The organism is Pseudazoarcus pumilus, assembly GCF_002872475.1.
Taxonomy (GTDB): domain Bacteria; phylum Pseudomonadota; class Gammaproteobacteria; order Burkholderiales; family Rhodocyclaceae; genus Pseudazoarcus; species Pseudazoarcus pumilus.
On the sequence record NZ_CP025682.1, the window covers coordinates 2,745,205 to 2,767,706 of the forward strand.

Here is a 22,502-nt window from a genome sequence, read left to right on the forward strand (position 1 = left end):
TCAGACTTGCCCGATTTCGCCTGCGCGCGACGATGTGCACTGTGCACGACGTATGCGCGAAGTATGACTTTGTGCACGACACCGAGGCGTGACCACGACAGGGGTGGGCTCGCGCCGCGCGGAGGCCCAAAATGCGCAACAACCAGCCCGTTACCGGCGTCAACCGCCCGGTTCCGGACGGCACTACCCTCGTTTCGCGCACCGATGCGAAAGGGCGCATCGTCAGCGCCAACGACGCTTTCGTCGCGATCTCCGGCTTCACCCGCGAGGAACTGCTCGGCCAGCCGCACAACCTCGTGCGCCACCCCGACATGCCGCCGGAGGCCTTCCGTGACCTGTGGGCCACACTCAAGCGCGGCCGGCCGTGGACGGCCATCGTCAAGAACCGCTGCAAGAACGGCGACCACTACTGGGTGCGCGCCAATGTCTCGCCGACTCCAGACGGCGGATTCCTGTCGGTGCGCATGCGCGCCCCGGACGACGACATCGCCGCGGCCGAGAAACTCTACGCCGACATGCGACGCGACCCGCAATGGATGCTCGACGAGGGCCGCCCGGCTCGACGCGGCCGGCTGCGTGCGCTCGTCCGGGTCGCCGGCAGGCTGAGCCTGAGCCAGCGCCTGTGGGTATGGGCCTCGTTCGCCACGCTGATCTTCTACGTCGCGGTCGCGCTGGGCTTGTACGGCATGCACGCCGCGCGCGAGGCCCTCGCCACCGTCTACGCGGACCGCATGCTGCCAGTGATGCAACTCGACCGCATCGGCTACCGCCTCAACGAGAACCGCCGACTGGTCGTGCTCGCTTTTCTCGCAAGGCAGCGTAACGAGCTCGGTGCAACGCCCGCCGAGGTGCATCTGGATACGATCGGCCGCAACCGCAGCGAGATCGACCGTCTGTGGGCCGCCTATCTCGAGACCTTCCAGGCCGCCGATGAAAGCAAGCTGGCGGGCGACTTCGAGACGAAGCGCGACGCCTGGCTGGGCAAGCTCGGCGAGGCGGTGGGCGCGATCCGTACGGGCCGCGCCGACACCGCGACGCTCGACAGCTTCATCGAAGCGGGCCACATCGAGGGCGAAATGGCCATGCAGGCCCTGCACGCGCTCACCGACTACCAGGCACAGCTCACGGCGGCCGAGCACGCGGCGGCCGGGCAGCGCTACCGCAGCACGCAGGCCGTCTTCATCGCGTTGATCGCGATCGGCGCGATCGCCGGCACGCTGACCGCATTGTTTACGCTGCGGCGCATCCGCAACGGACTGCGTCAGGCCGTCGAGGCCGCGCGCGCCATCGCCGCCGGACAACTCGACACACCGGTACCGGTGTCCGGCCGCGACGAAATCGGCACACTGCTGGCCGAGCTGTCGACGATGCGCAACAACCTGCACGAACTCGTGGCGGAAGTCAGCAAAGAAGTCGGCCGACTCAAGAGCGAATCGGATCAGCTGCGCCACGTCGCCACGGACGCCTCGCAGGTGGCGCAGGCGCAGGCCGAATCGGCCGCCAGCATGGCGGCCGCGGTCGAGCAGTTGTCGGCGTCGATCGACGTGGTCGAGGGTCACGCCGAGGATTCGCGCACGATCACGCAGACTGCGGCCGAGGATTCGCGACGCAGCGCCGGCGTGATCCGCGACACCGCCGCCGGCATGAACCGCATCGCCCAGACCGTGACCGAGACGGCCGACGGCATCCGCGCGCTCGAAGGCCTGTCGCAGGAGATCGGCAGCGTCGTGCAGGTCATCCGCGAGGTGGCCGAGCAGACCAACCTGCTGGCGCTCAATGCCGCCATCGAAGCCGCACGCGCCGGCGAGCAGGGTCGCGGCTTCGCCGTGGTCGCCGACGAGGTGCGCAAGCTCGCCGAACGCACCGCCGGCTCGACCGGCGACATCGTGCGCATGATCGAACGCATCCAGCACGGCACGCGCGACGCGGTCGCCCGCATGGAGGCCAGCGTTGGCCAGGTACGCGACGGCGTCGTGCTCGCCGAGGACGCGGCACGTTCGGTCGTCGACATCGAAACCGGCACCGGGCGCATCGCCAGCGCCGTCGAGGAGATCGGTCACGCGCTCAAGGAACAGGCAGCGGCCACGCGCGAGATCGCCGGCCGCGTCGAGAGCGTCTCGATGGGCACCGAGCAGGTCTCGGCCAGCGCCGGCGAGAGCGCTGCCGCAGCCGCCCATCTGGCGGAGCTGGCGCGCACGCTCGACACCCTGACGGCGCGCTTCAATATCGCGTCGGCCGCAGCGACTACCCATGCATACGCCATGGACATGAAAATCCGGCAGCCGGACGAGGCGGCGATGACCCGACTCGCCCCGCACGGTGCCTGAACACGAACGCGGCGACGACCCGCCCCGAAGATCGTTTCACGAGCCGATGAATACCCGGGCCCAATCCTTCGCACGGACACCTGCGGGCGCGACCATGGGCGAGACCGACACGCGCTGGCTGCGGTTGGGTCGCGCACTGGTCATCGTCGGTGCGCTGGCCATCGTGGCGCTGCTGCTGGCCGGCCCGCAGCATGTGGCGCAAGCGTGGCTGGTGCCGGTCGACAGCGCCCTGCGTCACGCGACGATCGCACTCGCGCTGCTGATCTTCCTGTCGGGGTGGAACCACCAGGGCCGAACTTCGATCGGCGACATGGTCTTCGCCTTCGGCTTTCTCGCGGTCGGACTGATGGACTTCGCCCATGTACTGTCCTCGTCGCGCATGCCGGACTTCATCACGCCCAACACGCCCCAGAAGGAAATCCTGCTGTGCGTGCTCACACGCGCCACGGCCGCCGGCGTGATCCTGGCACGGCTGTGGCTGCCCGAGCGCGCCTTCGACCGCACTCGGCGCGCGCGCTGGCTGGCCGTGACCCTGATCGTCACCGCGCTGGCAATTGCCGCAGCGCTGACCGGCGCCGATGCCATCCCCCCACTGGCCATCGATCATGGCGTGCGCTCGCTCACCGGCATCCTCGTGGAGGCGGCGATTTCCCTGGCACTGGTCGCGGCTCTGGTGACCGTCCTGTTGCGCGACGCTCCGCAACACGGGACGGACACCTTGCTCACGATCGGCGTCGCCGCGCTGATGGTGGGCGAAGGCCTGTTCCTGGTGCGCGAACATGGCGCCGATGTGGCCCATCTGGCGGGTTTCGCCTACAAGGTCCTCGCCGGCGCGGCCTTCTACCGCCTGTCCTATCTGCGCAATCTGCGCATGCCCTATCTGCGCGAGCAGTCCCTGCGTCGCCGACTTGCAGAGAAAGAGCGCTTTCTCGACACGCTGATCACCGAGGCGCCGGACGGCGTGCTGGTAATCGACGAGCAGGGTGCAATCGTCGCCGCCAACAACCAGTTGCTGCTCGACTTCGGATACGCGGCCGAGGAACTGATCGGCCGTCCGGTGGAGATACTGCTGCCCCCTTCCGCGCGCGAGCGTCACGTGATCGAGCGCAGCGCCTATGCCCGTGCCCCGTATAGCCGTCCGATGGGTCACATGCGCGCAGTGCACGGCGTGCGCAGCGACGGCACACCGGTGCCGGTGGAGATCAGTCTGGGCGGGGCGGAACTGGACGGCCGGCGATGCGCCGTGGCCTTCGTGCGCAACATCGAGACGCGCCGTCGCCTCGAAGACGAACGCAGCCATCTGCTCGGCGTACTCGAGGAATCCCCCGACTGGGTGTTCCAGGCCGACGCCGGCCTGCTCCTGAGTTACGCCAACCCGGCCGCACGCCAGGCCTTCGCGCTTGCACAGCAGGGCGCCGGCGACGGCGCGGGTGTGCCACTCGAACAACTGTTCGACGACGTCGACCTGCCGCTTCCGCCCGAAGCCATGTTCGCGGCGGCGCGACGTGCCGGCGTGTTCTCCGGGGAGACCCATCTGCGCTGCGGACACGGGCGGCGCATACCCGTGTCCATCGTCGTTGTCGCTCACCGCGAGGATGACGGCACGGTGGCGCGCTACTCGCTGATCGCGCGCGACCTCTCGGAACGGGTGAACTGGGAACAACAGCTCGAACACAGCGCGACCCACGACAGCCTCACCGGCCTGCCCAACCGGCTGGTACTCATCGACCGCATCGAGCAGGCCATCGAGGCGGCCGAGCGCAATCACGGCGCGGCCGCGCTGATGTTCCTCGACCTGGACAACTTCAAGCTGATCAACGACACGCTGGGTCACAAGGCCGGCGACACGGTGCTCGTCACCGTCGCTCAGCGCCTGCAGGCCTGCCTGCGCAGCGGCGACACGCTGGCGCGCTTCGGTGGCGACGAGTTCGTGATCATCGCGCCGGGCCTGCGCGGCGAGGAAGACGCCACCGGCATCGCGCGCAAGCTGCTCGACGCGCTCGACGCGCCGATCCCGATCGGCGACAGCCACGTCGCCGCCAACGCGAGCATCGGCATCTGCATGATCCCGCGCGACGCCGACAGCGCCGATGTGGCCATGAGCCACGCCGACCAGGCGATGTACCGCAGCAAGCGCGCCGGGCGCGGCCACTACAAGCTGTACGCGGCCGAATTCGATTGCGGTTCGATCGAGGACGTGGAGCTGGCATCCGCCCTCAAGGATGCGATCCGCGCCGACAACGGCGAACTCGAGCTGCACTACCAGCCGGTGATCGATCTGGGCGCGCGCCGCATCGTCTGCGTCGAAGCGCTGCTGCGCTGGAACAGCGAACGCTTCGGGCCGGTCGGCCCCGACCGTTTCGTGCCGCTGGCCGAGGAAACCGGCATGATCCTGGAACTGGGCCACTGGATGCTCAGCCACGCCTGCCGCCAGCTCGCCGCATGGCGCGGTGCGGGCCTGGACATCCGCCTTGCGGTGAACGTCTCGGTGCATGAGCTCAAGCAACCGGAATTCGCAGCCACGCTCGAGACACTGATGAGCGGGCATGGCCTGCCCTTCGACGCGATCGAACTGGAAGTCACCGAAACGGCCTTGGTGCGCAGCATCGAGAGCACCGCCGGCAACCTCGAGCGACTGCGACAACTGGGCGTGCGCATCGTGCTCGACGACTTCGGCACCGGCTATTCGTCGCTCGCCCACCTGCAATCCATGCCGGTCGACAAGATCAAGATCGATCGCGGTTTCGTGCACGCGGTGAGCGTCACGCGCAACAACCGCTACATCGTCGACGCGCTGATCCGTCTGGCCGGCCAACTCGGGCTGGATGTCATCGCCGAGGGCGTGGAAACGGCCGCCGATCTGGAAGTGCTCGAACAGCTGGGGTGCTTGTACGTGCAGGGCTGGCTGTTCCACCGCGCGCTGGCGACCAGACGCTGCACCGAACTGCTCGAAGAAGAACGTTCCGCGGCCTGACTCTCCCGCTTCTCCGGGGCCGGTCGATCGACCACCCCAACGCAGTCATGCACATCCCCCGGTCCTCGGGTACGCTAGCCGAAATTGCAGCCGGATCGAACAAGCTCTCCCCTGCGCTTGAGGGCTTGGGACTGCGCGCCCGCTCGGGCAAACGCCGGTCGGGCCAAACGTCAGACGCGCCTGGAGCATTCCGATGCAGTCACCGGATCACCCGCAGGAGGAAGCCGAGCGCCTCGCGGCCTTGCATCGCACGGAACTGCTCGATACGCCGGCCGAGGCGCGCTTCGACCGCATCACGCGGCTGGCACAGGCGCATTTCGGGGTGGCGATCTGCCTGGTGTCGCTGATCGACTCCACGCGGCAGTGGTTCAAGTCCCGCCAGGGCCTTCAGGCCTGCGAGACACCGCGCGAGATCTCCCTTTGCGGCCATGCGATCCTCGGCGACGGCATCTTCGAGGTCGCCGATGCCGCGGCCGACGCCCGATTCGCCGACAACCCGCTGGTCACCGGTCCGCCGCACATCCGCTTCTATGCCGGCGCGCCGGGCCTGATGCTGGGCACGCACATGGACATCAGCGAACGGCGTGGCCTGGAATCGCGCCTGGCCTCCGAACAGCAGTTTCTCGCCCAGGTGCTGCGGACCAGCGTGTCGGCCATCACGGTGCTCGACGAGGCGGGCGTCATCGTCTTCGCCAACGAGGCCGCCTCGCGCATCCTCTCGCCCGAGCGCAGGAACGTGGTGGGGCGCAGCTATGCCTGTGCGGACTGCCGCATCATGGACCTGGACGGCAGGCTGCTCGCGTCCGACCAGTTGCCGCACGCCCAATTGTCACGCGCCGATGCGCCGATTCACGATTTTCGCCACATGATCGAGTTCGACGACGGCCAGCGCATCATCCTGTCGGTCAACGGCACGCGCCTGGAAGCGAAGGGCGGCGAAGGGCTGCGCTTCGTGCTGTCGATCTCGGACATCACCGCCCAGGTATCGACCAAGCGCGCACTGGGCGAGCGCTCCAGGCAGATGCGCGCGATCGTCGACAACATTCTCGACGCCATCGTCACCATCGACGCCCATGGCCGCATCGAATCGTTCAACCCGGCGGCCGAACGCATGTTCGGCTACTCGGCCGCCCAGGTGCTGGGCCAGAACGTGGCGATGCTCGTGCCCGAACCGCACAAATCGCGACACGACGACTATATCGCGCAGTATCTGAAGACCCACGAAGCACACGTCATCGGCAAAGGCCGGGAACTGGAAGGACGTCGCAGCGACGGCGATCTGTTCCCACTGGAACTGCGCGTTTCCGAGTTCGTGCGCGACGGCATGACCTCCTTCGTCGGCATGATGCGCGACATCACCGAACGCAAGGCCGCAGAGGCGCAGATCCACCAGCTCGCCTTCTACGACGTGCTCACCGGCCTGCCCAACCGCCGTCTGCTGGTCGACCGCCTGGGCCAGACACTGGCGGGGTTTCGCCGCAAGCACGACTGCGCGGCCCTGATCTTCATCGACCTGGACAATTTCAAGACGCTCAACGACAGCGCGGGTCATGACAAGGGCGACGAACTGCTCAAGCAGACCGCGCAACGGCTCGCGCGCTGCGTGCGCGGCGGCGACACCGTGGCGCGCATCGGCGGCGACGAATTCGTCGTCCTGGTCGAGGAACTGAGCGCCGATGCGGCCGAAGCCGCCAACCAGGCGGAAGTGATCGCGGAGAAGGTGCAGCGCGCGCTCAACACCGCTTTCACGCTCGACGGCGTCGAGCACTACAGCAGCGGCAGCATCGGCGTGACGCTGATCGACGGCGATTCGACGTCGATCGATGTCCTGCTAAAGCAGGCCGATCTGGCGATGTACGAAGCGAAATCGGCGGGCAACAACTCGATCCGCTTCTTCGACCCGCTGATGCAGGTCGCGGTCGAGGAGCGCGCGCGCCTGGAGAACGAACTGCGCCGTGCGATGCGCAACCGGGAACTGATCCCCTACTTCCAGATGCAGGTCGACGCCGACAGACGCCCCGTGGGTGCGGAAATCCTGTTGCGCTGGCAGCACCCCGACCTCGGTCTGGTCTCACCGGCAACCTTCATCCCGCTGGCCGAGGAAACGGGGCTGATCGTGCCCATCGGCTTCGACGTCTTCGAGGCCGCATGCCTGTGTCTGACGCGCTGGGGCAAACATGCCGCCACCGCGTCGCTGACGCTGTCGGTCAACGTCAGCGTCGGCCAGTTTCGCAACGACACACTGATCGAACGCTTCGCCGAGATTCTGGCGCGCACCGGGGCCAATCCTGCGCGTCTGAAGCTCGAGATCACCGAGAGCGTGCTCGCCGACGACATCGCCGGCGTGGCCAGGAAACTGGACGAACTCAAGGCGCTGGGACTGCATCTGTCGCTCGACGATTTCGGCACCGGCTTCTCGTCGCTGTCCTATCTGAAGAATCTGCCGCTCGACCAGATCAAGATCGACCAGAGCTTCGTGCGCGGCATCCTCGACGCACCCAAGGACGCGGCCATCGCGCAATCGGTGATCGCGCTCGCCAGCGCCATCGGCCTGGAAGTCGTCGCCGAGGGCGTGGAGACCGAATCGCAGCGCACGGCACTGCACGACATCGGTTGCCGCCTGTTCCAGGGCTACCTGTTCGGCCGGCCCTGCGCCCTGGCCGAGTTCGAGACCGCCCTCGGCGCGCGGCTCGCGCCGCAGACCTAGCGCCGTCAGCCGCCGTCGCCGAAGAGGTGACCGAAGACCTTGGCGCCGCCCACATAGGTGCCGATGGCCGAGCCCAGCGTGGTCAGCAGGAACACCAGCAGCACACGCGAGACGCGGTTGTGCCACCAGCCCTTCCAGTGCATGACGTCGCGGCGCAGGGTCGCGAAGTCGCCGACCTGCGGCTTGCGCAGGAAGATCTCCACGGCGGCCGCGACGAAGCCGATGCCGATGGTCGGATTGAGCGAGGTCAGCGGCGCACCCACCGCCGCGGTGAGGATGGTGAGCGGGTGCGCCAGCGCCAGCGCGCCGCCGATCGCCGCCAGCCCGCCGTTGATGAGCACCCAGTCGGCGACCATCTGCAGGCCGATGTCGGTATTGCGTGAAAAGCCGATGACGAAGCCGACCAGGATCACCGCGACGATGACCCACGGCAGCACCCGGGGCCAACGCGGGCGCGGCGGCGCCTGCTCGAGCTCGGCCAGGGTCTCGGCCGGTGGCTGGGTGTCGGCCAGGTGGCGTTCGATGCCGGCCAGATGACCCGCGCCGACCACCGCCAGCACGCGCCCGGAGCCGCGCTCGGCGGCGAAGCGGCGCAGGCTCGCCGCCATGTAGCGGTCGCGCTCTTCGATGACCGGGCGGTAGAGCGTCTCGGACTGCTCGGCGAATTCGCTGAAGGTCGATTCGAGCATGTCGCCCTGCTTGAGCCGCTCGATCTCGGACTCCTCGATCTTGTCGCGCGAGAGCACGCTCGAGAGCAGGCCACCGACCAGTTCCATGCGCCGCCACCATGGCACGGACGCATAGGTGCGGCGCAGGGTCAGGCCGATGTCGCGGTCGATCAGCGCCAACGGCAGGCCGCCGTCGATGGCACCGTCGATGGCCGCGCGCAGTTCGGCGCCGGGCTCGATGCCGTATTGCTCGGCGATGCGCATCTGGTAGGCGCCCAGCGCTAGACTGGCGGCAACCATCGCGACCTGGCGATTCTTCATGACGCTGAACAGATCCAGCCGGCCCATCGCGTCCGGGTCGAACATGGCGCGCTGGCGGCTGGCGCACAGCTCGACCGCGACGGCGTCGTAATCGCCGGTTGCGAGCAGCGCGCGCACCGCCTCTACGCTGGCCGGCGAGACATGAGCCGTGCCGAGGAGCACGATTTCGACCTCCCCGACGCGCACCACGCGATGGGGTTCGGAAGCGAGAATGTCAGACATGGAGTGAAGGGCGCGCCTTGAGAGTCCAGCGCGCCATCCTATCAGAGCGCGTGCCCCTGCGCGGAAGCACGCGCAGGGGACGTGAAAACGGCCCGCAGCCGGGGCTGCGGGCCGTTCCGGACGAAGCCGGCGACATACTCAGACGCGAAAGCGACCGACCAGCGTGCGCAGCGTCGCGGCGAGGTTTTCGAGGTGGTGGGCGGCCTCGGAGGTCTCGCGCACCGCCTCGCTGTTCTGTTCGGCCATCTGCGCGATGCTCTCGACGTTGCGCGCGATGTCGTTGGAGGCGGCAGTCTGCTCCTTGACCGACGAGGTGATCTCGCCGACACCACCAACCGCGCGCTCGACGGTACTGGTGGCCTCCTCGAGCAGTTCCACCACGTGCGCGACCTGCTTCTGGCTCGATGCCAGCGAGGACAGGCCCAGCTCGATGCTCTTCTCGACGCCTTCGGACTGCTCGCCCAGGGTGCGCGTGACCACGTCGATCTCGCTCGCGGCATGGCCGGACTTCTCGGCGAGCTTGCGCACCTCGTCTGCGACCACCGCGAAGCCGCGCCCGTGCTCGCCGGCGCGCGCCGCCTCGATGGCTGCGTTGAGCGCGAGCAGGTTGGTCTGGTCAGCCATGTCCTTGACCTGCTTGGTCATGTTGGTGATGGCCTGGCTGCTGCGCACGAATTCCTCGACCGCGGTGGCGATCTCCTTGACCGCATTCTCGACGCGCGCGACCTCGTTGAGCAGCTCCTTCAGACCGCGGTTGCTGTTGCCGGTCAGCTGCATGCCGTCGCGCGAGAGCGTCAGCACTTCCTCGGCGCCCTGCGCGACCGACGAGATCGACACGGTGATCTCTTCCACCGCGGCAGCGGTCGAAGCCGCCGACTCGCTCTGCGCCTGCGAGCTGTTGGCCACACCGGTCGCGGTCGCGGACAGTTCCGACGAAGCCGACGAGACCTGGTCGGAGCATTCCGACACCTGGCGCACCAGGGTCTGCAGGTTGTCCATGAAGTGGTTGAAATAGCGCGCCAGCTCGCCGATCTCGTCCTTGCGCGTATCGGGCATGCGACGCGTCAGGTCGCCGTTGCCGGTGGCCAGCTCGGACAGTACGCGACTGATCTCGCGGATCGGGCGGGCGATGGTGCCGGGCAGGAAGGCGCCGACCAGAATGCACACGGCGATGCCGATCAGCGAAGCTGCGACGAGCATCACGAAGGCGCTCTCGTAGGCGAATTCCGCATCCTTGCTGTACTGGTCGAGAACGGCGTCCAGACGCTCCTGCTCGCCGTCGAGGACGTCGCGCGCGGCGTTGAACTCCGGTTCGCCCTTGTAGACCGACGAGGCCATCGCCGCCACCGCGTCCGACAGGGTTCCATTGCGCATGGTGTCGACCACCCCCAGCGAGGTCTCCTCCCAGATCTTCGCCAGGCGCTGGAACTCGGCATTGGCGGCGGCCGCCGTCTCGTCGCCCATCAGTTCAGCGTAGCGCGCCACCCCGGCGAAGGCCTGGTCGAGGTTCTGGCGGTGGGCCGCCTCGAAGGTTTCGAAGAAATCCGATCCCGCCTCCACCGACAGGATGCTGCGCTCGGCCACCAATGCCTGCTGCAGGTCGCGGTCGGCCGCGAGCAAGGCGCTTTGCGCGTCCATGTAGCGGCCCGACATCTCGTCGACCCTGTCATTGAGCAGACCCAGGCGCGTGACGCCGATGATGCTGATCGCGATCAGCATGACCGTGATCAGGGCCAGCGGCACCAACAGCTTGACGCGGATCGGTGCGTTGTTGACGACGTTCATGATTCCTCTCCCGTGACTCCGGCAGCAAGCCGACATGGCGGCAACGCGCGTTCGCGGCCTCCTCATGTCGCGGCTTACGGCAAGCCGGCCCGGAACTTTAGCGATTCAGGGCACGCACTGAAACCGGCGTTTGCGCAATATTTCATGACTGACTTGCGGAAAGATTCATTAGCTCTATTTATGCACCGATAACTTTGTTTAAAAAAACAGCAACCTACATCGACTCAACAGGAACTTTTATGGCACCATTGCATCCGCTCTATGCGGGTCGCGACACCTTCGCATCCCGCTGAAGAGCACTCCGGAACTTCACGAAACCGCGTGACGACCGGCCCTCGACGGCCACCACACCGTCAGTGCAGCAAGCCTCGACCGGCTCGGGCCATCCCCGCAGCGGTCGAAGTCCGTCGGGCAGTTCATCGCCCGATCACACCGGCTCAAAAATAGAGCAGGACGACAAAAACAAAATGATCGGCTGCGTCACCGGCGCAGCCAGCACGCGTGTAAATCAACCATGCAGTGTCGGCCACGAATGCCGTCCTGCATGACCCGCCGGCGCTTGGAAGGCGTCGGCGAGGGTTCGCTTGGAGAGTCATTCCTATGTCTGATAGCAATCAGGGCGTCCTCGACGCCGGCTCGATGCCTCGGGACGAGGCCAGGGCCGGCGCCCAGGGCGGCAAGACGGTGCACATTCCGGAGATCGAGAAACTCGAACTGCCGGACATGTCGCCGATCAGCATGTTCAAGCACTTCGGCCCCGGCCTGCTGCTGATGATGACCGGTATCGGTACCAGTCACCTCGTCACGGCACCGGTGGCCGGCGGTACGTTCAGCTTCGCGCTGCTGTGGTCGGTGCTGCTGGCCTATGTCATGAAGTACTACGGCTTCCAGATGTCGTTCCGCTTCACCAACGCCACCGGCAAGTCGGTGATGGACGCGATGTGTACGACCAAGGGCAAATGGGCCATCTGGTATGTGCTGTTCGTGACCATCGCGCAGTGCGCACTGGGCCAGGCCAGCCGTGTCGTCGCGACTGCGGCGGTGCTGTACTTCTTCTTCAGCGAGCACCTCGGCTGGGGGCTGGAGCTGTGGCACTACGGCGTGTTCGTCGGCGTCACCGCCTGCGCGCTGGTGCTCTCGGGCCAGTACAAGACGCTGGAGACGGTCACCAAGATCTTCGTGATCCTGCTGGTGCTGACCACGCTGTTCGTGTTCTTCTGGAATCCGCCTGCGCTGTCCGACTTCAGCTTCTTCATCATGCCGCACCCCGAATTCGGCTACTACCCGCCGGGCTCGCTGCTGATCCTGGCCGCGTTCCTGGGTCTGCTGCCGACCGGTCTGGACGTGGCACTGCAGTCGTCCGAGTGGGGCAAGGCCAAGAAGGCCGGCATGCCGATGCTGCGCAAGACGCTGGAAGAGCACGGCGTTGCGGGCAAGTTCGACTCGTTCAACCCGCGCGCCGAAGACCTGACGGTGCATGTGAACAAGCTCAGCCCGCACGGGCAGGAGTACTGCCGCCGCTGGTTCAAGATCGGCAACATGGACTTCGCCTTCGGCCACTGGGTGTCGTTCGTCATCGCCTCGATCTTCATGATGCTGGCCGCGATGTACCTGTACCCGAGCGACGTGAAGGGTCGTGCCGTGATGGGCGAACTGGCCCGCATGTTCACCGAGTCGATCGGCCCGGGCATGATGTATGTCTTCATCCTCGGCGCGCTCGCCGCGACTTACTCGACCGCGATCAACTACTTCGACGGCTGGCCGCGCGTGGTCGGTGCCTGCTGCCGCAACCTGTTCCGCAAGACCGCGGACCTGTCCGGCATCGAGGACCCGAGCCCGCAGGCGAAGAAGGCGTGGTACTCCGAGCACAACATCTACCGCATCACGATCATCTACTCGCTGCTCGCCTCGACCGCCATCATCTACGGCTTCGAGCGTCCGGTGTTCCTGGTACTGATCGCATCCGCGATGACCCTGCTGTTCTCGCCGGTGATCTTCTACTACATGTTCAAGTTCTGCCTGAACGTGATCCCGAAGACCGACAAGATCTACTATCCGGGCCATCTGGTGCGCAACTTCACCTGGCTGTGCTTCGTGCTGTTCACCGCGGCCACCCTGCTGGTGATCTACGTGAAGTTCTTCTGATGCCGACGCAGGGCCACCCGCCCTGCCGCGCATGAAAAAGCCCCGGGCGATCCCCGGGGCTTTTTTTGTGCCGCCCGGCGACGCGATCAGAAGCTGCGACGCAGCCCCAGCGACAGGCCATGGGTGCGCAGCCGCGCGCGCGTGCCGGCGATGTCGAGGTCGAAGCTCCCGGACGAGCGCACGATGGTCGCATCGCCATGGTCGCTGCGCACGCGGCCCAGATCCGTGTAACGCCAGGCCACGTCGACGCTCCAGCCGGCATCGAGCGCAACGTTGACGCCTGCCGCGGCCATCCACGCGAAACCGGTGTGGCTGCCGCCGGAGACCGTCGTCGACGCGTTCGCACCCAGCCCCGGGAAACCATAACGCATGCTGCCGACACGGTTGCGCGCCAGCCCCACGCCGGCACCGACGAAGGGCTGGACACGACCGATGGGTGCCAGATCCACATAGCCTGCCGCGAACAGCGCAGTCGAGCGCAGGCTGCCGCCGACCGGCTGCGGGCCGGCGACATTCAGAAAATTGGCCTGCCCGTCGAAGTCGAAACCACGCCGATGGGTGAGCAGCAACTCGCCGCGCAGCATCGGCGAGAAGCGCCGACCGACAGCCACGTCGAACGCGTGTCCGTCGCCGAAGTCGCCACGCGCGCCGAGCGTGCGCCCGTCCCTGCCCGCCCCACAGCCGAACAGCGCCGGCGGCGCGGTGGCGGCGCAGTCGCGGTCGCGAAAATGCGCATCACGCGACCATTCCGCAGCGACGCCCAAACGCACATAGGCGCCGTCCGCGGCCATGGACGGGGCGCTGGCGGCCAATGCCAGAACAGCGCCGCAAAACACCGGAAATCTTCGGGAAACCTTCATGGAAAGCCTTGTGACAAACGGATGGAAGGCACGCCCTACGCGGGCATGGCGACGAGTGTCGCCGATCGTCGAACTCGCGGCAAACCCTTGCGCGCAGCGTGCTGCCATTTGTTGCACAATCGTCATTGCGCGGCGCAGCGCATTTTTCACAGGACAGCTACGACCATGGGCGTCATCACCCGCAACATCCTCACCGGCCTGATCACCATCCTGCCGGTCACGCTCACCATCTACCTGCTGTGGTGGCTGGTCGTATCGGCCGAGAACCTGCTCGGGCGACGTCTGCTCGCGGTGCTGCCCGACGGCATCTATCAGCCGGGCCTGGGCGTAGCCATCGGCCTGGTGCTGTGTTTCGTCGTCGGCCTGCTGATGCACACCTACGTGATGCAGCGCCTGGTCGAGTATGGTGAGACGCTCTTCCAGAAACTGCCGATCGTGCGCAGCATCTATCCGACCATCCGCGACTTCTTCGAATACTTCTCGCCGATGCGCAAGAAGGACTTCCGTCAGGTGGTCGCGGTGAAGCTGCCCGAAACCGGACTGGAAGTGGTGGGCCTGGTCACCCAGACCGACCGCAACCGCATGCCCAGGAACTTCGGCGACGAGGGCAGCGTGCTCGTCTATCTGCCGATGAGCTACATGATCGGCGGCTACACCGCGGTCGTGCCGCGTGCCAACGTGCGCGAACTCGACATCAGCATGGACGAGGCGATGCGCTTCATCCTCACCGCAGGCGTCACCGGCGTCGGCAACCAGCGCAAGAAGGTCAGCCGCCCCGAAGCCGTCAAAACCGCAAGCGAACAATCCAAGGCATGACCACGAGCCCCGCCCAGATCGAACCGCTGGACACCTTCCCCGCCGAGCCGCTGGTCAGCGCCGAAGGACAGGTGCTCGACGAATGGCTGGACCACAACGGCCACATGAACGTGGCTTACTACCTGCTGATCTTCGACCGCGCCACCGACCGCTTCCTGGCGATGCTCGGCAAGAACCCCGAATACATCCGCCGCACGCAGTGCTCCACATTCGCGCTCGAGATGCACCTGACCTACGATCGCGAACTGCGCCCGCGCGCGCCCTACGTGGTGCACACGCGACTCGTCGACCACGACCACAAGCGCGTGCATCTGCTGCATTCGATGCATCACGCCGAGGAAGGCTGGCTGGCCGCGACCAACGAATCGATCACCATGCACATCGACCTGCGCGCACGCCGCTCCGCGCCCTTCCCGCCCGAGATCACGACGCGGCTGGACGTGCTCGCCGCAGCGCATGCCGGCCTGCCGCCCGACGACCACATCGGCCGGCGCATCGGCATACGGCGGCGCGGCTGAGCCCTGCGGACAATCACGGATTCGCCGCAGGGGCGCTCTTGCTACACTGCGGCGAACATCCCCGCGACCCCGGAGCGCACCATGTCCGACACCCGCAGCACCGCCGACACCACGAGCGAGGACACGGCCAGAAAGGCCACCCGCCCGCGCGTCGGCCTGTTCGCCACCTGTCTGATGAACGTCTTTCGCCCGAGCGTGGGCTTTGCCAGCGTCAAGCTGCTCGAAGAGGCCGGCTGTCAGGTCGAGGTGCCCGACGCGCAGACCTGTTGCGGCCAGCCCGGCTACAACAGCGGCGACTCCGACTCGGCACGCGCACTCGCGCGCCAGGTGATCGAGACCTTCGAGAACTTCGAATACGTGGTCGGCCCTTCCGGCTCGTGCATGGCGACCATCCGCCACGACTACCCGGTGCTGTTCGCGGACGACGCGCCCTGGCGCGAGCGCGCCGAGCGCCTCGCCGCCAAGAGCTGGGAACTGACTGCCTTCCTGCACGACGTGCTCGGCGCGAAGATCCCGGAGGGCGCGCGCTTCGCCCACGCCGCGACCTACCACGATTCTTGCTCCGGCTTGCGCGGACTGGGCATCAAGGGCCAGCCGCGTGCGCTGCTCGCCGGGGTCGACGGCCTCAATCTGCGTGAGATGGAGGACACCGAGGTGTGCTGCGGCTTCGGCGGCACATTCTGCGTGAAGTACCCCGAAATCTCGACCAAGATGGTCGATGACAAGATCCGCAACGCGCTCGATACCGGCGCCGAGGTGCTGCTGGGCGGCGACCTGGGCTGTCTGATGAACATCGCCGGACGCCTCAAGCGCATCAACGCACCGTTGCGCGTGTATCACGTCGCCGAGGTGCTGGCCGGCATGGCGAGCGGCCCGGGCATTGCTGATGCCCGCAAGGAGAGCAAGTAATGGAGATTCGTTCCCGCGAGTTCAAGCAGCGTTCGGTCTTCGCGATCCACGACGCCAACCTGCAGAGCGCGCTCGATCGCGCGCGCGACGGCTTCATCGGCACGCGCGCCGCGCGCGCGGCCGAACTGCCCGAGTTCGAGCAGTTGCGCGAGGAAGCCAAGGGGCTGAAGAACCACATCCTGGAGCACCTCGACCACTACCTCGAGAAGTACGAGGCGGCGGTCACGGCCGCCGGCGGTCACGTGCACTGGGCACGCGACGCCGCCGAGGCGCGGCGCATCGTGCTCGAGATCTGCAAGCGTCACGACGCGAAGACGGTGACCAAGGGCAAATCCATGATCTCCGAGGAGATCGGCCTGAACGAGGCGCTGATCGCCAACGGCATGGAGGTGGTCGAGACCGATCTGGGCGAGTACATCATCCAGCTCGCCGAGGAGCCACCCTCGCACATCATCGCGCCCGCCGTACACAAGACCAAGAAGCAGATCACCGAACTGTTCGCCGCGCACCACGACCGCCCGCCCAAGACCTCGGTACCCGATCTGGTCAACGAGGCGCGCGAGATGCTGCGCGGCAAGTTCTTCGCGGCCGACGTGGGCATCACCGGCGGCAACTTCCTGATCGCCGAGACCGGCTCTTCGGTGATCGTCACCAACGAGGGCAACGGCGACCTCACACAGACGCTGGCCAGGGTGCACATCGTCACCTCGAGCATCGAGAAGGTCGTGCCCACGCTCGACGACGCCACGCTGCTGCTGCGTCTGCTCGCGCGCAGCGCCACCGGCCAGGAAACCGAGACCTACACCACCTTCTCGACCGGCCCGCGTCGCGAGGGCGACATCGACGGCCCCGAGGAATACCACGTGGTGCTCGTCGACAACGGCCGCTCGAAGATGCTGGGCGGGCGTTTTCGCGAGATGCTGCGCTGCATCCGCTGCGGCGCGTGCATGAACCACTGCCCGGTGTACGGCTCGGTCGGCGGCCATGCCTACGGCTGGGTCTATCCGGGGCCGATGGGCTCGGTACTCACGCCGCTGATCAAGGGCCTGGACAATTCCTACGATCTGCCCAACGCATGCACGCTCAACGGCCGCTGCGCCTCGGTATGCCCGGTCAAGATCCCGCTGCCCGACCTGCTGCGCGAGCTGCGCCACATGCAGCATCAGCGCGAACTCTCGCCCCCCACGCAGCGCCACGCGCTGGCGCTGTGGCGCTTCGCCGCGACGCGGCCCAAGCTCTACCACTTCGGCGAGCGCATCGCCACCCGCGCGCTGGCGCTGGCCGGCCGAACGAAGGGGCGCATCCGCCGCATGCCGTTCGCCGCCGGCTGGACCGACACGCGCGACCTGCCCGCACCGACCGGCAAGACCTTCATCGACCAGTGGAAAGCCAGGAGGGGCCAGAAATGACGAGCGCCCGCGAAGCCATCCTCGGCGCGGTGCGCGCCTCGCTCGGGCGCGGCGCGCTCGACGACGCGCAGCGCGCCGAACTCGACGCGCGCATTCCGGCCCACACCCGCCCTGCACAGGACGAGGACCCGGTGGAACGGTTCAAACGCAAGTTCGAAAGCCGCTCCGGCACCGTCGTGCGCATCGACAGCGCCGACCAGATCGTCGCGACCGTCGAGGCCTACCGCGCCGCCCACGACCTGAAGAAGAAGATCGCGGTCGGCGGCGCGCTGCGCGAACTCAAATGGCCGCGCGGCTGGCACAAGCACCACGACCCGGCCGGCATCGACGAGGCCTTGTCGCTGACCACCTGCTTTTCAGCCGTGGCGGAAACCGGCAGCCTGGTCTTCGCCTCCGGCCCCGACAACCCCATCACGCACAACTTCGTGCCGGACGATCATATCGTCGTGCTGGAAGCGAAGCAGATCGTCGACCGCTTCGAGGACGCCTGGGCCCTGTTGCGAAAACGCGACGCAGGCATGCCCCGCGCCACCAACATTGTTTCAGGGCCGTCACGCACCGCAGACGTCGAGCAGACCATCCAGCTCGGCGCGCACGGGCCGCGGCGGGTGCATGTGATCCTGATCGGCTGAACCGCCCGCGGACCGCTCCGAAACGCCCTGACACACTCGAAACATCCGGCATCAACCTATTACAGCGCCGTAATACGCGCTCTCCTAGATTGAACTCATGGCGCGCGGCACCCTCGTCGCGCGCCCGGCTCACCGGGAGAGACCGATGAAAGCGAAACCGTCCGTCCGTCAGCTCGTCGTCGCGCTCGTCGCGGGCGGCACGCTGCTTGCCGCCGCGGTGCCGGCACTGGCCGGCGACCGGGATCACCGGCGTTACGACAACCGCCATGAGTACCGCTACGACAAGCATGAGCGATACAACAAATACGACCGCCACAAGTACGAGCGCCGTGCCGAGCATCGCGACCATTACAGGCCGGGATATCGCCACGATCATCGCGGCAAGTCCACGGTGGTGTATCGCTACTACCATCCGCGCGTGATCCACTACTCGCCGCCGCCGCGCGTGGTGTATCGCTACGACCCGGGGGTGGTCGTGCACGTGCCGCCCATCGTGTTCCGCATCAACTGAGACGAGCCGCCCGCTGCGCCTCGACGAAATCGCTCGCGGTGGGCAGGAAGGCGCGAAAGTCGGCTTCGAAGCCGGCGTAATCCGCATGCAACACGGCGCCTGAGCCTGTCAGCAGATGCGGCCGGCTCAGGCGTCTTGCCATGCGGTCCAGCGCATACGCCACCGACTCGGCGTCGCGGTAGGAGGTGAACCAGTCGTCGCCGGCCATCACCGGCAACAGCGTGGCCAGTCGCGGCGGCAGAATGGCGCCATGATCGGCCATCAGCCGATAGGCGCCAGCGGTGAAGTCCTCCAGCGGCCAATCGTGGAACTCGTGCCAGTGCCGCGCCAGAAAGTGATCGTAGAACATGTCGACGAGGATGCCGGCCACGCGCCGGCGCGTGGCCGGCACGCGCGCGCGGCTCGCCATGAAGGCCGGGTGGGTGTCGGCGAAACTGTCGATCGCGCGATGCAGACGTACGCCCTCGGCCACATCGGCGGGCAGGCCGGCCGGAAGCGGGCCTTTGACGAAATCACCGATCAGCCCCCCCAGCCGGTCGGCCGGCGAGTCGCCGGCAAGCCAGGCATGTGCGAGGAAATTCATTGCGCCAGCTTCGCCACCTCGGCGTGGCGGAAGCAGTCCGCAACATGGTCGTTGACCATGCCGGTGGCCTGCATGTGGGCGTAGCAGATGGTCGAGCCGACGAACTTGAAGCCACGCGCCTTGAGCGCCTTGGCCATCGCGTCCGATTCGGGCGTGGTGGCCGGCACGTCGGCGAGCCGCGGCCAGGCATTCTGGCGCGGCGCTCCACCGACGAACCCCCACAGCCATGCGACCGGATCGATGCCGGCCTCGCGCAGTTCCAGCCATGCACGAGCGTTGCCGATGGCGGCGTCGACCTTGGCGCGGTTGCGGATGATGCCGGCGTCCGCGAGCAGCGCGGCGCGTTTGGCCTCGTCGTAGCGTGCGATGCGATCGGGGTCGAAACCGTCGAAGACCTCGCGGTAGCGTGCGCGCTTTTTCAGCACCGTGATCCACGCGAGGCCCGCCTGCATGCCTTCGAGCAGCAGAAACTCGAACATCGTGCGCTCATCCGTGACCGGCACGCCCCACTCGGTGTCGTGGTAGGCGACGTACAGCGGGTCCGAACCCGCCCAGCCGCAGCGCGTGCTCTCAGTCATCGCTGTGCTCCGCAAGCCGGCTGAGGGCGGCGGCGATCAATGCGGTGACACTCGCGACATTGGTCTCGTGCGCGATGGCGTCGGTGCTCCACACATGCTCGACGCCGGCTGCGCGCACCGTGGCAAGCGCGTCACCGGCGAAAAGTGCGTGGGTAACGGCCAGATCCACCGATGCGGCACCGGCCGCGCGCAGCAGCGTGGCCGCGCGTGCGACGGTGCGTCCAGTGCTGGCGACATCGTCCAGAATGACGACCGCGCGCCCCGACACATCGACCTCGGGCAGGCGGATCTCGACCTCATGATCGCCGTGGCGGTGCTTGGTGCACACCGCAAAATCGAGCCCGAAGGCGCGCGCGCCGGCCTCGACCCACTGCGCGGCCTCCTCGTCGGGGCCGAGCAGCAGCGGCCGCTCGCGATGCGCCAGTGCGACGCTGGCGAGCAGTTCGGCCGCCGAGAGTGCAACGGCCTGCTCCACCGGCACCGCATCGGACAGATGCAGCACGCGGTGCAGGTGCGGATCGACCGTGATCAGCGCGTCGAACAGTTCGGCCAGGAAGCCGCCGACGATGGTCTGGCTGACCGCCTCGCCGGGGCGAAAGGCGGCGTCCTGGCGCATGTAGCCGAGATAGGGCGCAACCAGCGTCAGCCGCCGCGCACCCAGCGTGCGCGCACTGCGCGCGGTGAGCAGCAGCTCGACGAGTTTCTCGTTGGGTTCGTGCAGGCCGCGCAGCACAATCACCTGTGGCGGCAGCACGGCGGGCAGGCGCAGGCGCAGCTCACCGTCCGGAAAGCGGTGACGCTCGATGACTGCGGCGCGCAAGTCCGCCGCCGGCGCGAGCTTGGCCGCGACCCTGGCTTCGTCGTCGAAATGCAGCAGAATCCCTTCCACGTCAGAACTCCACGAACAGATGTTGCACGCCGGTTGCCGGGCCGATGCGGTAGCCGTCGTCGCGCTCGGCCGCCTGGCGCGCGAACGCCTGATCGGCCGGGAAGCTGGCGTGCACACGGTACAACAGCTCGCCGGCGCGCACCGCGTCGCCGAGCTTGCGCACCAGTTCGACGCCAGCCCCCTTGACCTTGGGCGCGCCGGCCAGTCCGGCGATGCGGGCGATCTGCAGGTTGTCGATGGCGGTGACGACGCCGTCTTCGCGCGCACGCACCTCGAAACCCAGCCGTCCCAGTTCAGGCCGCTCGGCATCGAAGCCGCGCCCTCCCTGGGCGCGGATGATGGCGTCCATCTTCGCCAGCGCGCGGCCCGAATCGAGAATGTCGCGCGCGATCGCGAAGCCTTCGCCACCGCGCACGTCGGGATCGAACTCGATCATGCGGCCGGCCAGGCGCAGCGCCTTCTGGCGCAGATCGGACGGTGCCTCGGGGTGGTTCTCGAGCACGCGCATGACGTCGCGCGCCTCGAGCGCCGGGCCGATGCCCAGTCCCACCGGCTGGCGACCGTCGGTGATGACCACGTCGAGCGCCAGATTCATCGCGCGCGCGACGTACTCGAAGAGCTTGCGCAGGCGCAACGCGTCGGGCATGGAGCGCACCTTGGCGCTGGGCCCGACCGGGATGTCGAGCACCAGATGGGTGGAGCCGGCGGCGATCTTCTTCGACAGGATGGAGGCCACCATCTGGCCGGGCGAGTCGATCGACAGCGGGCGCTCGACCGAAATCAGGATGTCGTCGGCCGGCGACAGGTCGGCCGTGCCGCCCCAGGCGATGCAGGCGCGATGCTCGCGCACGATGGCTTCCAGCCGCTCGAAGGGCAGCTCGACGTCGGCGAGCACTTCCATGGTGTCCGCCGTGCCGGCCGGCGAGGTGATCGCACGCGACGAGGTCTTGGGGCACAGCATGCCGTGGGCGGCGACGATGGGCACCACCAGCATCGACGTGCGGTTGCCCGGAATGCCGCCGATGCAGTGCTTGTCGACGACCAGACGCTCGCGCCAGTCGAGCTTGCGCCCGGTCTCGACCATCGCGTCGGTGAGGAAGAACACTTCCTCGCGGTCGAGTTCGTTCTGGCTGCAGGCGACGACGAAGGCGGTCAGCTCGATCTTGGTATAGCGGTGGTCGGCAATGTCGCGCACGATCGCACGGTAATCCTCGCGCGCCAGGCGATGACCGTCGATCTTGCGATGCAGCGCGGGAATCGAGCCGGCCGGCTCGGCCTGGCGCACGCTGCCCGGATGGCCCTCGGCGACATCGAGCTGCGCGAAGGCATCCTCCGACAAGCCCAGTTCGTGGCAACCGACGATGGCCGCGTCATCGACGACGTTGAGCGTGGCGAGGATCATGCGGCCGTTGGCGCGCACTTCGACCTTGGCCAACGCCTGGAAGCCCTCGGCGCGATACACGGCACAGTCGCGGTGCAGATAGACGACGTTCTCGCGCCAGGTGTCGATCGCCACACGCCGCAGCGCCAGTTCGGAATGCGCGGCCTCGCAGCCCTCGGCAATGACGGGCATCTTGCGGCGGCTCATGCGGACTCCCGGGGTACCTGCCCGCCGGATCGGTGCGCGCGTGCGATTGTGCTGTGCATG

General features: G+C 67.3%; 17 protein-coding genes. 10 read left to right on the forward strand and 7 right to left on the reverse strand.

Features of this window, described 5'->3' with window-relative positions; all coding sequences use genetic code 11:
* Positions 1 to 131: 131 nt before the first annotated feature.
* From C0099_RS13385 to C0099_RS13395, 3 genes are all read left to right on the forward strand, one after another.
* The gene (locus tag C0099_RS13385) at positions 132 to 2,327 is read left to right on the forward strand and encodes a methyl-accepting chemotaxis protein (protein WP_102247878.1); all 2,196 of its coding nucleotides are present in this window, start codon (positions 132 to 134) and stop codon (positions 2,325 to 2,327) included.
* A 46-nt stretch (positions 2,328 to 2,373) separates the two neighbouring features.
* Positions 2,374 to 5,301 carry a bifunctional diguanylate cyclase/phosphodiesterase gene (locus C0099_RS13390; protein WP_102247879.1) on the forward strand — a complete coding sequence of 976 codons (2,928 nt, stop codon included), beginning with the start codon at positions 2,374 to 2,376 and terminating at the stop codon, positions 5,299 to 5,301.
* Between the two features lie 193 nt (positions 5,302 to 5,494).
* Positions 5,495 to 8,008, forward strand: coding sequence for a putative bifunctional diguanylate cyclase/phosphodiesterase (locus tag C0099_RS13395; RefSeq protein ID WP_102247880.1), 2,514 nt, complete (start codon positions 5,495 to 5,497; stop codon positions 8,006 to 8,008).
* A 5-nt stretch (positions 8,009 to 8,013) separates the two neighbouring features.
* On the opposite strand, the gene C0099_RS13400 is transcribed toward C0099_RS13395, so the two are convergent.
* Positions 8,014 to 9,219: a TraB/GumN family protein gene (locus C0099_RS13400; RefSeq protein WP_102247881.1), complete on the reverse strand. Its 1,206-nt coding sequence runs from the start codon at positions 9,217 to 9,219 to the stop codon at positions 8,014 to 8,016.
* A 138-nt stretch (positions 9,220 to 9,357) separates the two neighbouring features.
* Positions 9,358 to 11,004 (reverse strand): methyl-accepting chemotaxis protein, encoded by a 1,647-nt coding sequence (locus C0099_RS13405; protein WP_102247882.1) that lies wholly within the window; start codon positions 11,002 to 11,004, stop codon positions 9,358 to 9,360.
* A 600-nt stretch (positions 11,005 to 11,604) separates the two neighbouring features.
* Here C0099_RS13405 and C0099_RS13410 point away from each other — a divergent pair.
* Positions 11,605 to 13,149, forward strand: a complete 1,545-nt coding sequence (locus C0099_RS13410; protein ID WP_102247883.1) for an Nramp family divalent metal transporter — start codon at positions 11,605 to 11,607, stop codon at positions 13,147 to 13,149.
* A gap of 86 nt (positions 13,150 to 13,235) precedes the next feature.
* Here the strand turns inward: C0099_RS13410 and C0099_RS13415 are convergent, their stop codons facing one another.
* Positions 13,236 to 14,009, reverse strand: a complete 774-nt coding sequence (locus C0099_RS13415; protein ID WP_164084935.1) for an outer membrane protein — start codon at positions 14,007 to 14,009, stop codon at positions 13,236 to 13,238.
* 165 nt (positions 14,010 to 14,174) lie between these two features.
* Here C0099_RS13415 and C0099_RS13420 point away from each other — a divergent pair, with 165 nt between their 5' ends.
* From C0099_RS13420 to C0099_RS13445, 6 genes are all read left to right on the forward strand, one after another.
* Positions 14,175 to 14,825: a DUF502 domain-containing protein gene (locus C0099_RS13420; protein WP_102247885.1), complete on the forward strand. Its 651-nt coding sequence runs from the start codon at positions 14,175 to 14,177 to the stop codon at positions 14,823 to 14,825.
* On the forward strand, positions 14,822 to 15,343 hold the full coding sequence (locus C0099_RS13425; protein ID WP_199797616.1) for a thioesterase family protein: 522 nt from the start codon (positions 14,822 to 14,824) through the stop codon (positions 15,341 to 15,343). The genes C0099_RS13420 and C0099_RS13425 overlap by 4 nt, the downstream gene beginning before the upstream one ends.
* 81 nt (positions 15,344 to 15,424) lie before the next feature.
* Complete coding sequence (locus C0099_RS13430; RefSeq protein ID WP_102247886.1) at positions 15,425 to 16,252, forward strand: (Fe-S)-binding protein; 828 nt, start codon at positions 15,425 to 15,427, stop codon at positions 16,250 to 16,252.
* Positions 16,252 to 17,661: a LutB/LldF family L-lactate oxidation iron-sulfur protein gene (locus C0099_RS13435; RefSeq protein ID WP_102247887.1), complete on the forward strand. Its 1,410-nt coding sequence runs from the start codon at positions 16,252 to 16,254 to the stop codon at positions 17,659 to 17,661. The genes C0099_RS13430 and C0099_RS13435 overlap by 1 nt, the downstream gene beginning before the upstream one ends.
* Positions 17,658 to 18,293: a LutC/YkgG family protein gene (locus tag C0099_RS13440; RefSeq protein ID WP_102247888.1), complete on the forward strand. Its 636-nt coding sequence runs from the start codon at positions 17,658 to 17,660 to the stop codon at positions 18,291 to 18,293. Before C0099_RS13435 ends, C0099_RS13440 begins: the two co-directional genes overlap by 4 nt.
* 145 nt (positions 18,294 to 18,438) lie before the next feature.
* Positions 18,439 to 18,804, forward strand: a complete 366-nt coding sequence (locus C0099_RS13445; protein ID WP_102247889.1) for a hypothetical protein — start codon at positions 18,439 to 18,441, stop codon at positions 18,802 to 18,804.
* On the opposite strand, the gene C0099_RS13450 is transcribed toward C0099_RS13445, so the two are convergent.
* From C0099_RS13450 to C0099_RS13465, 4 genes are read right to left on the reverse strand one after another with little or no spacing between them, the layout of a single operon-like run.
* Positions 18,797 to 19,387, reverse strand: coding sequence for an acyl carrier protein phosphodiesterase (locus C0099_RS13450; RefSeq protein WP_102247890.1), 591 nt, complete (start codon positions 19,385 to 19,387; stop codon positions 18,797 to 18,799). The genes C0099_RS13445 and C0099_RS13450 overlap by 8 nt on opposite strands.
* The gene (locus C0099_RS13455; protein WP_102247891.1) at positions 19,384 to 19,965 is read right to left on the reverse strand and encodes a DNA-3-methyladenine glycosylase I; all 582 of its coding nucleotides are present in this window, start codon (positions 19,963 to 19,965) and stop codon (positions 19,384 to 19,386) included. The genes C0099_RS13450 and C0099_RS13455 overlap by 4 nt, the downstream gene beginning before the upstream one ends.
* Positions 19,958 to 20,854, reverse strand: coding sequence for a ribose-phosphate diphosphokinase (locus C0099_RS13460; protein WP_173768961.1), 897 nt, complete (start codon positions 20,852 to 20,854; stop codon positions 19,958 to 19,960). Before C0099_RS13460 ends, C0099_RS13455 begins: the two co-directional genes overlap by 8 nt.
* Position 20,855: 1 nt before the next feature.
* A complete protein-coding gene (locus C0099_RS13465; RefSeq protein ID WP_102247893.1) occupies positions 20,856 to 22,442 on the reverse strand; it encodes a thymidine phosphorylase family protein in 1,587 nt (528 codons plus the stop codon).
* Positions 22,443 to 22,502 lie beyond the last annotated feature (60 nt).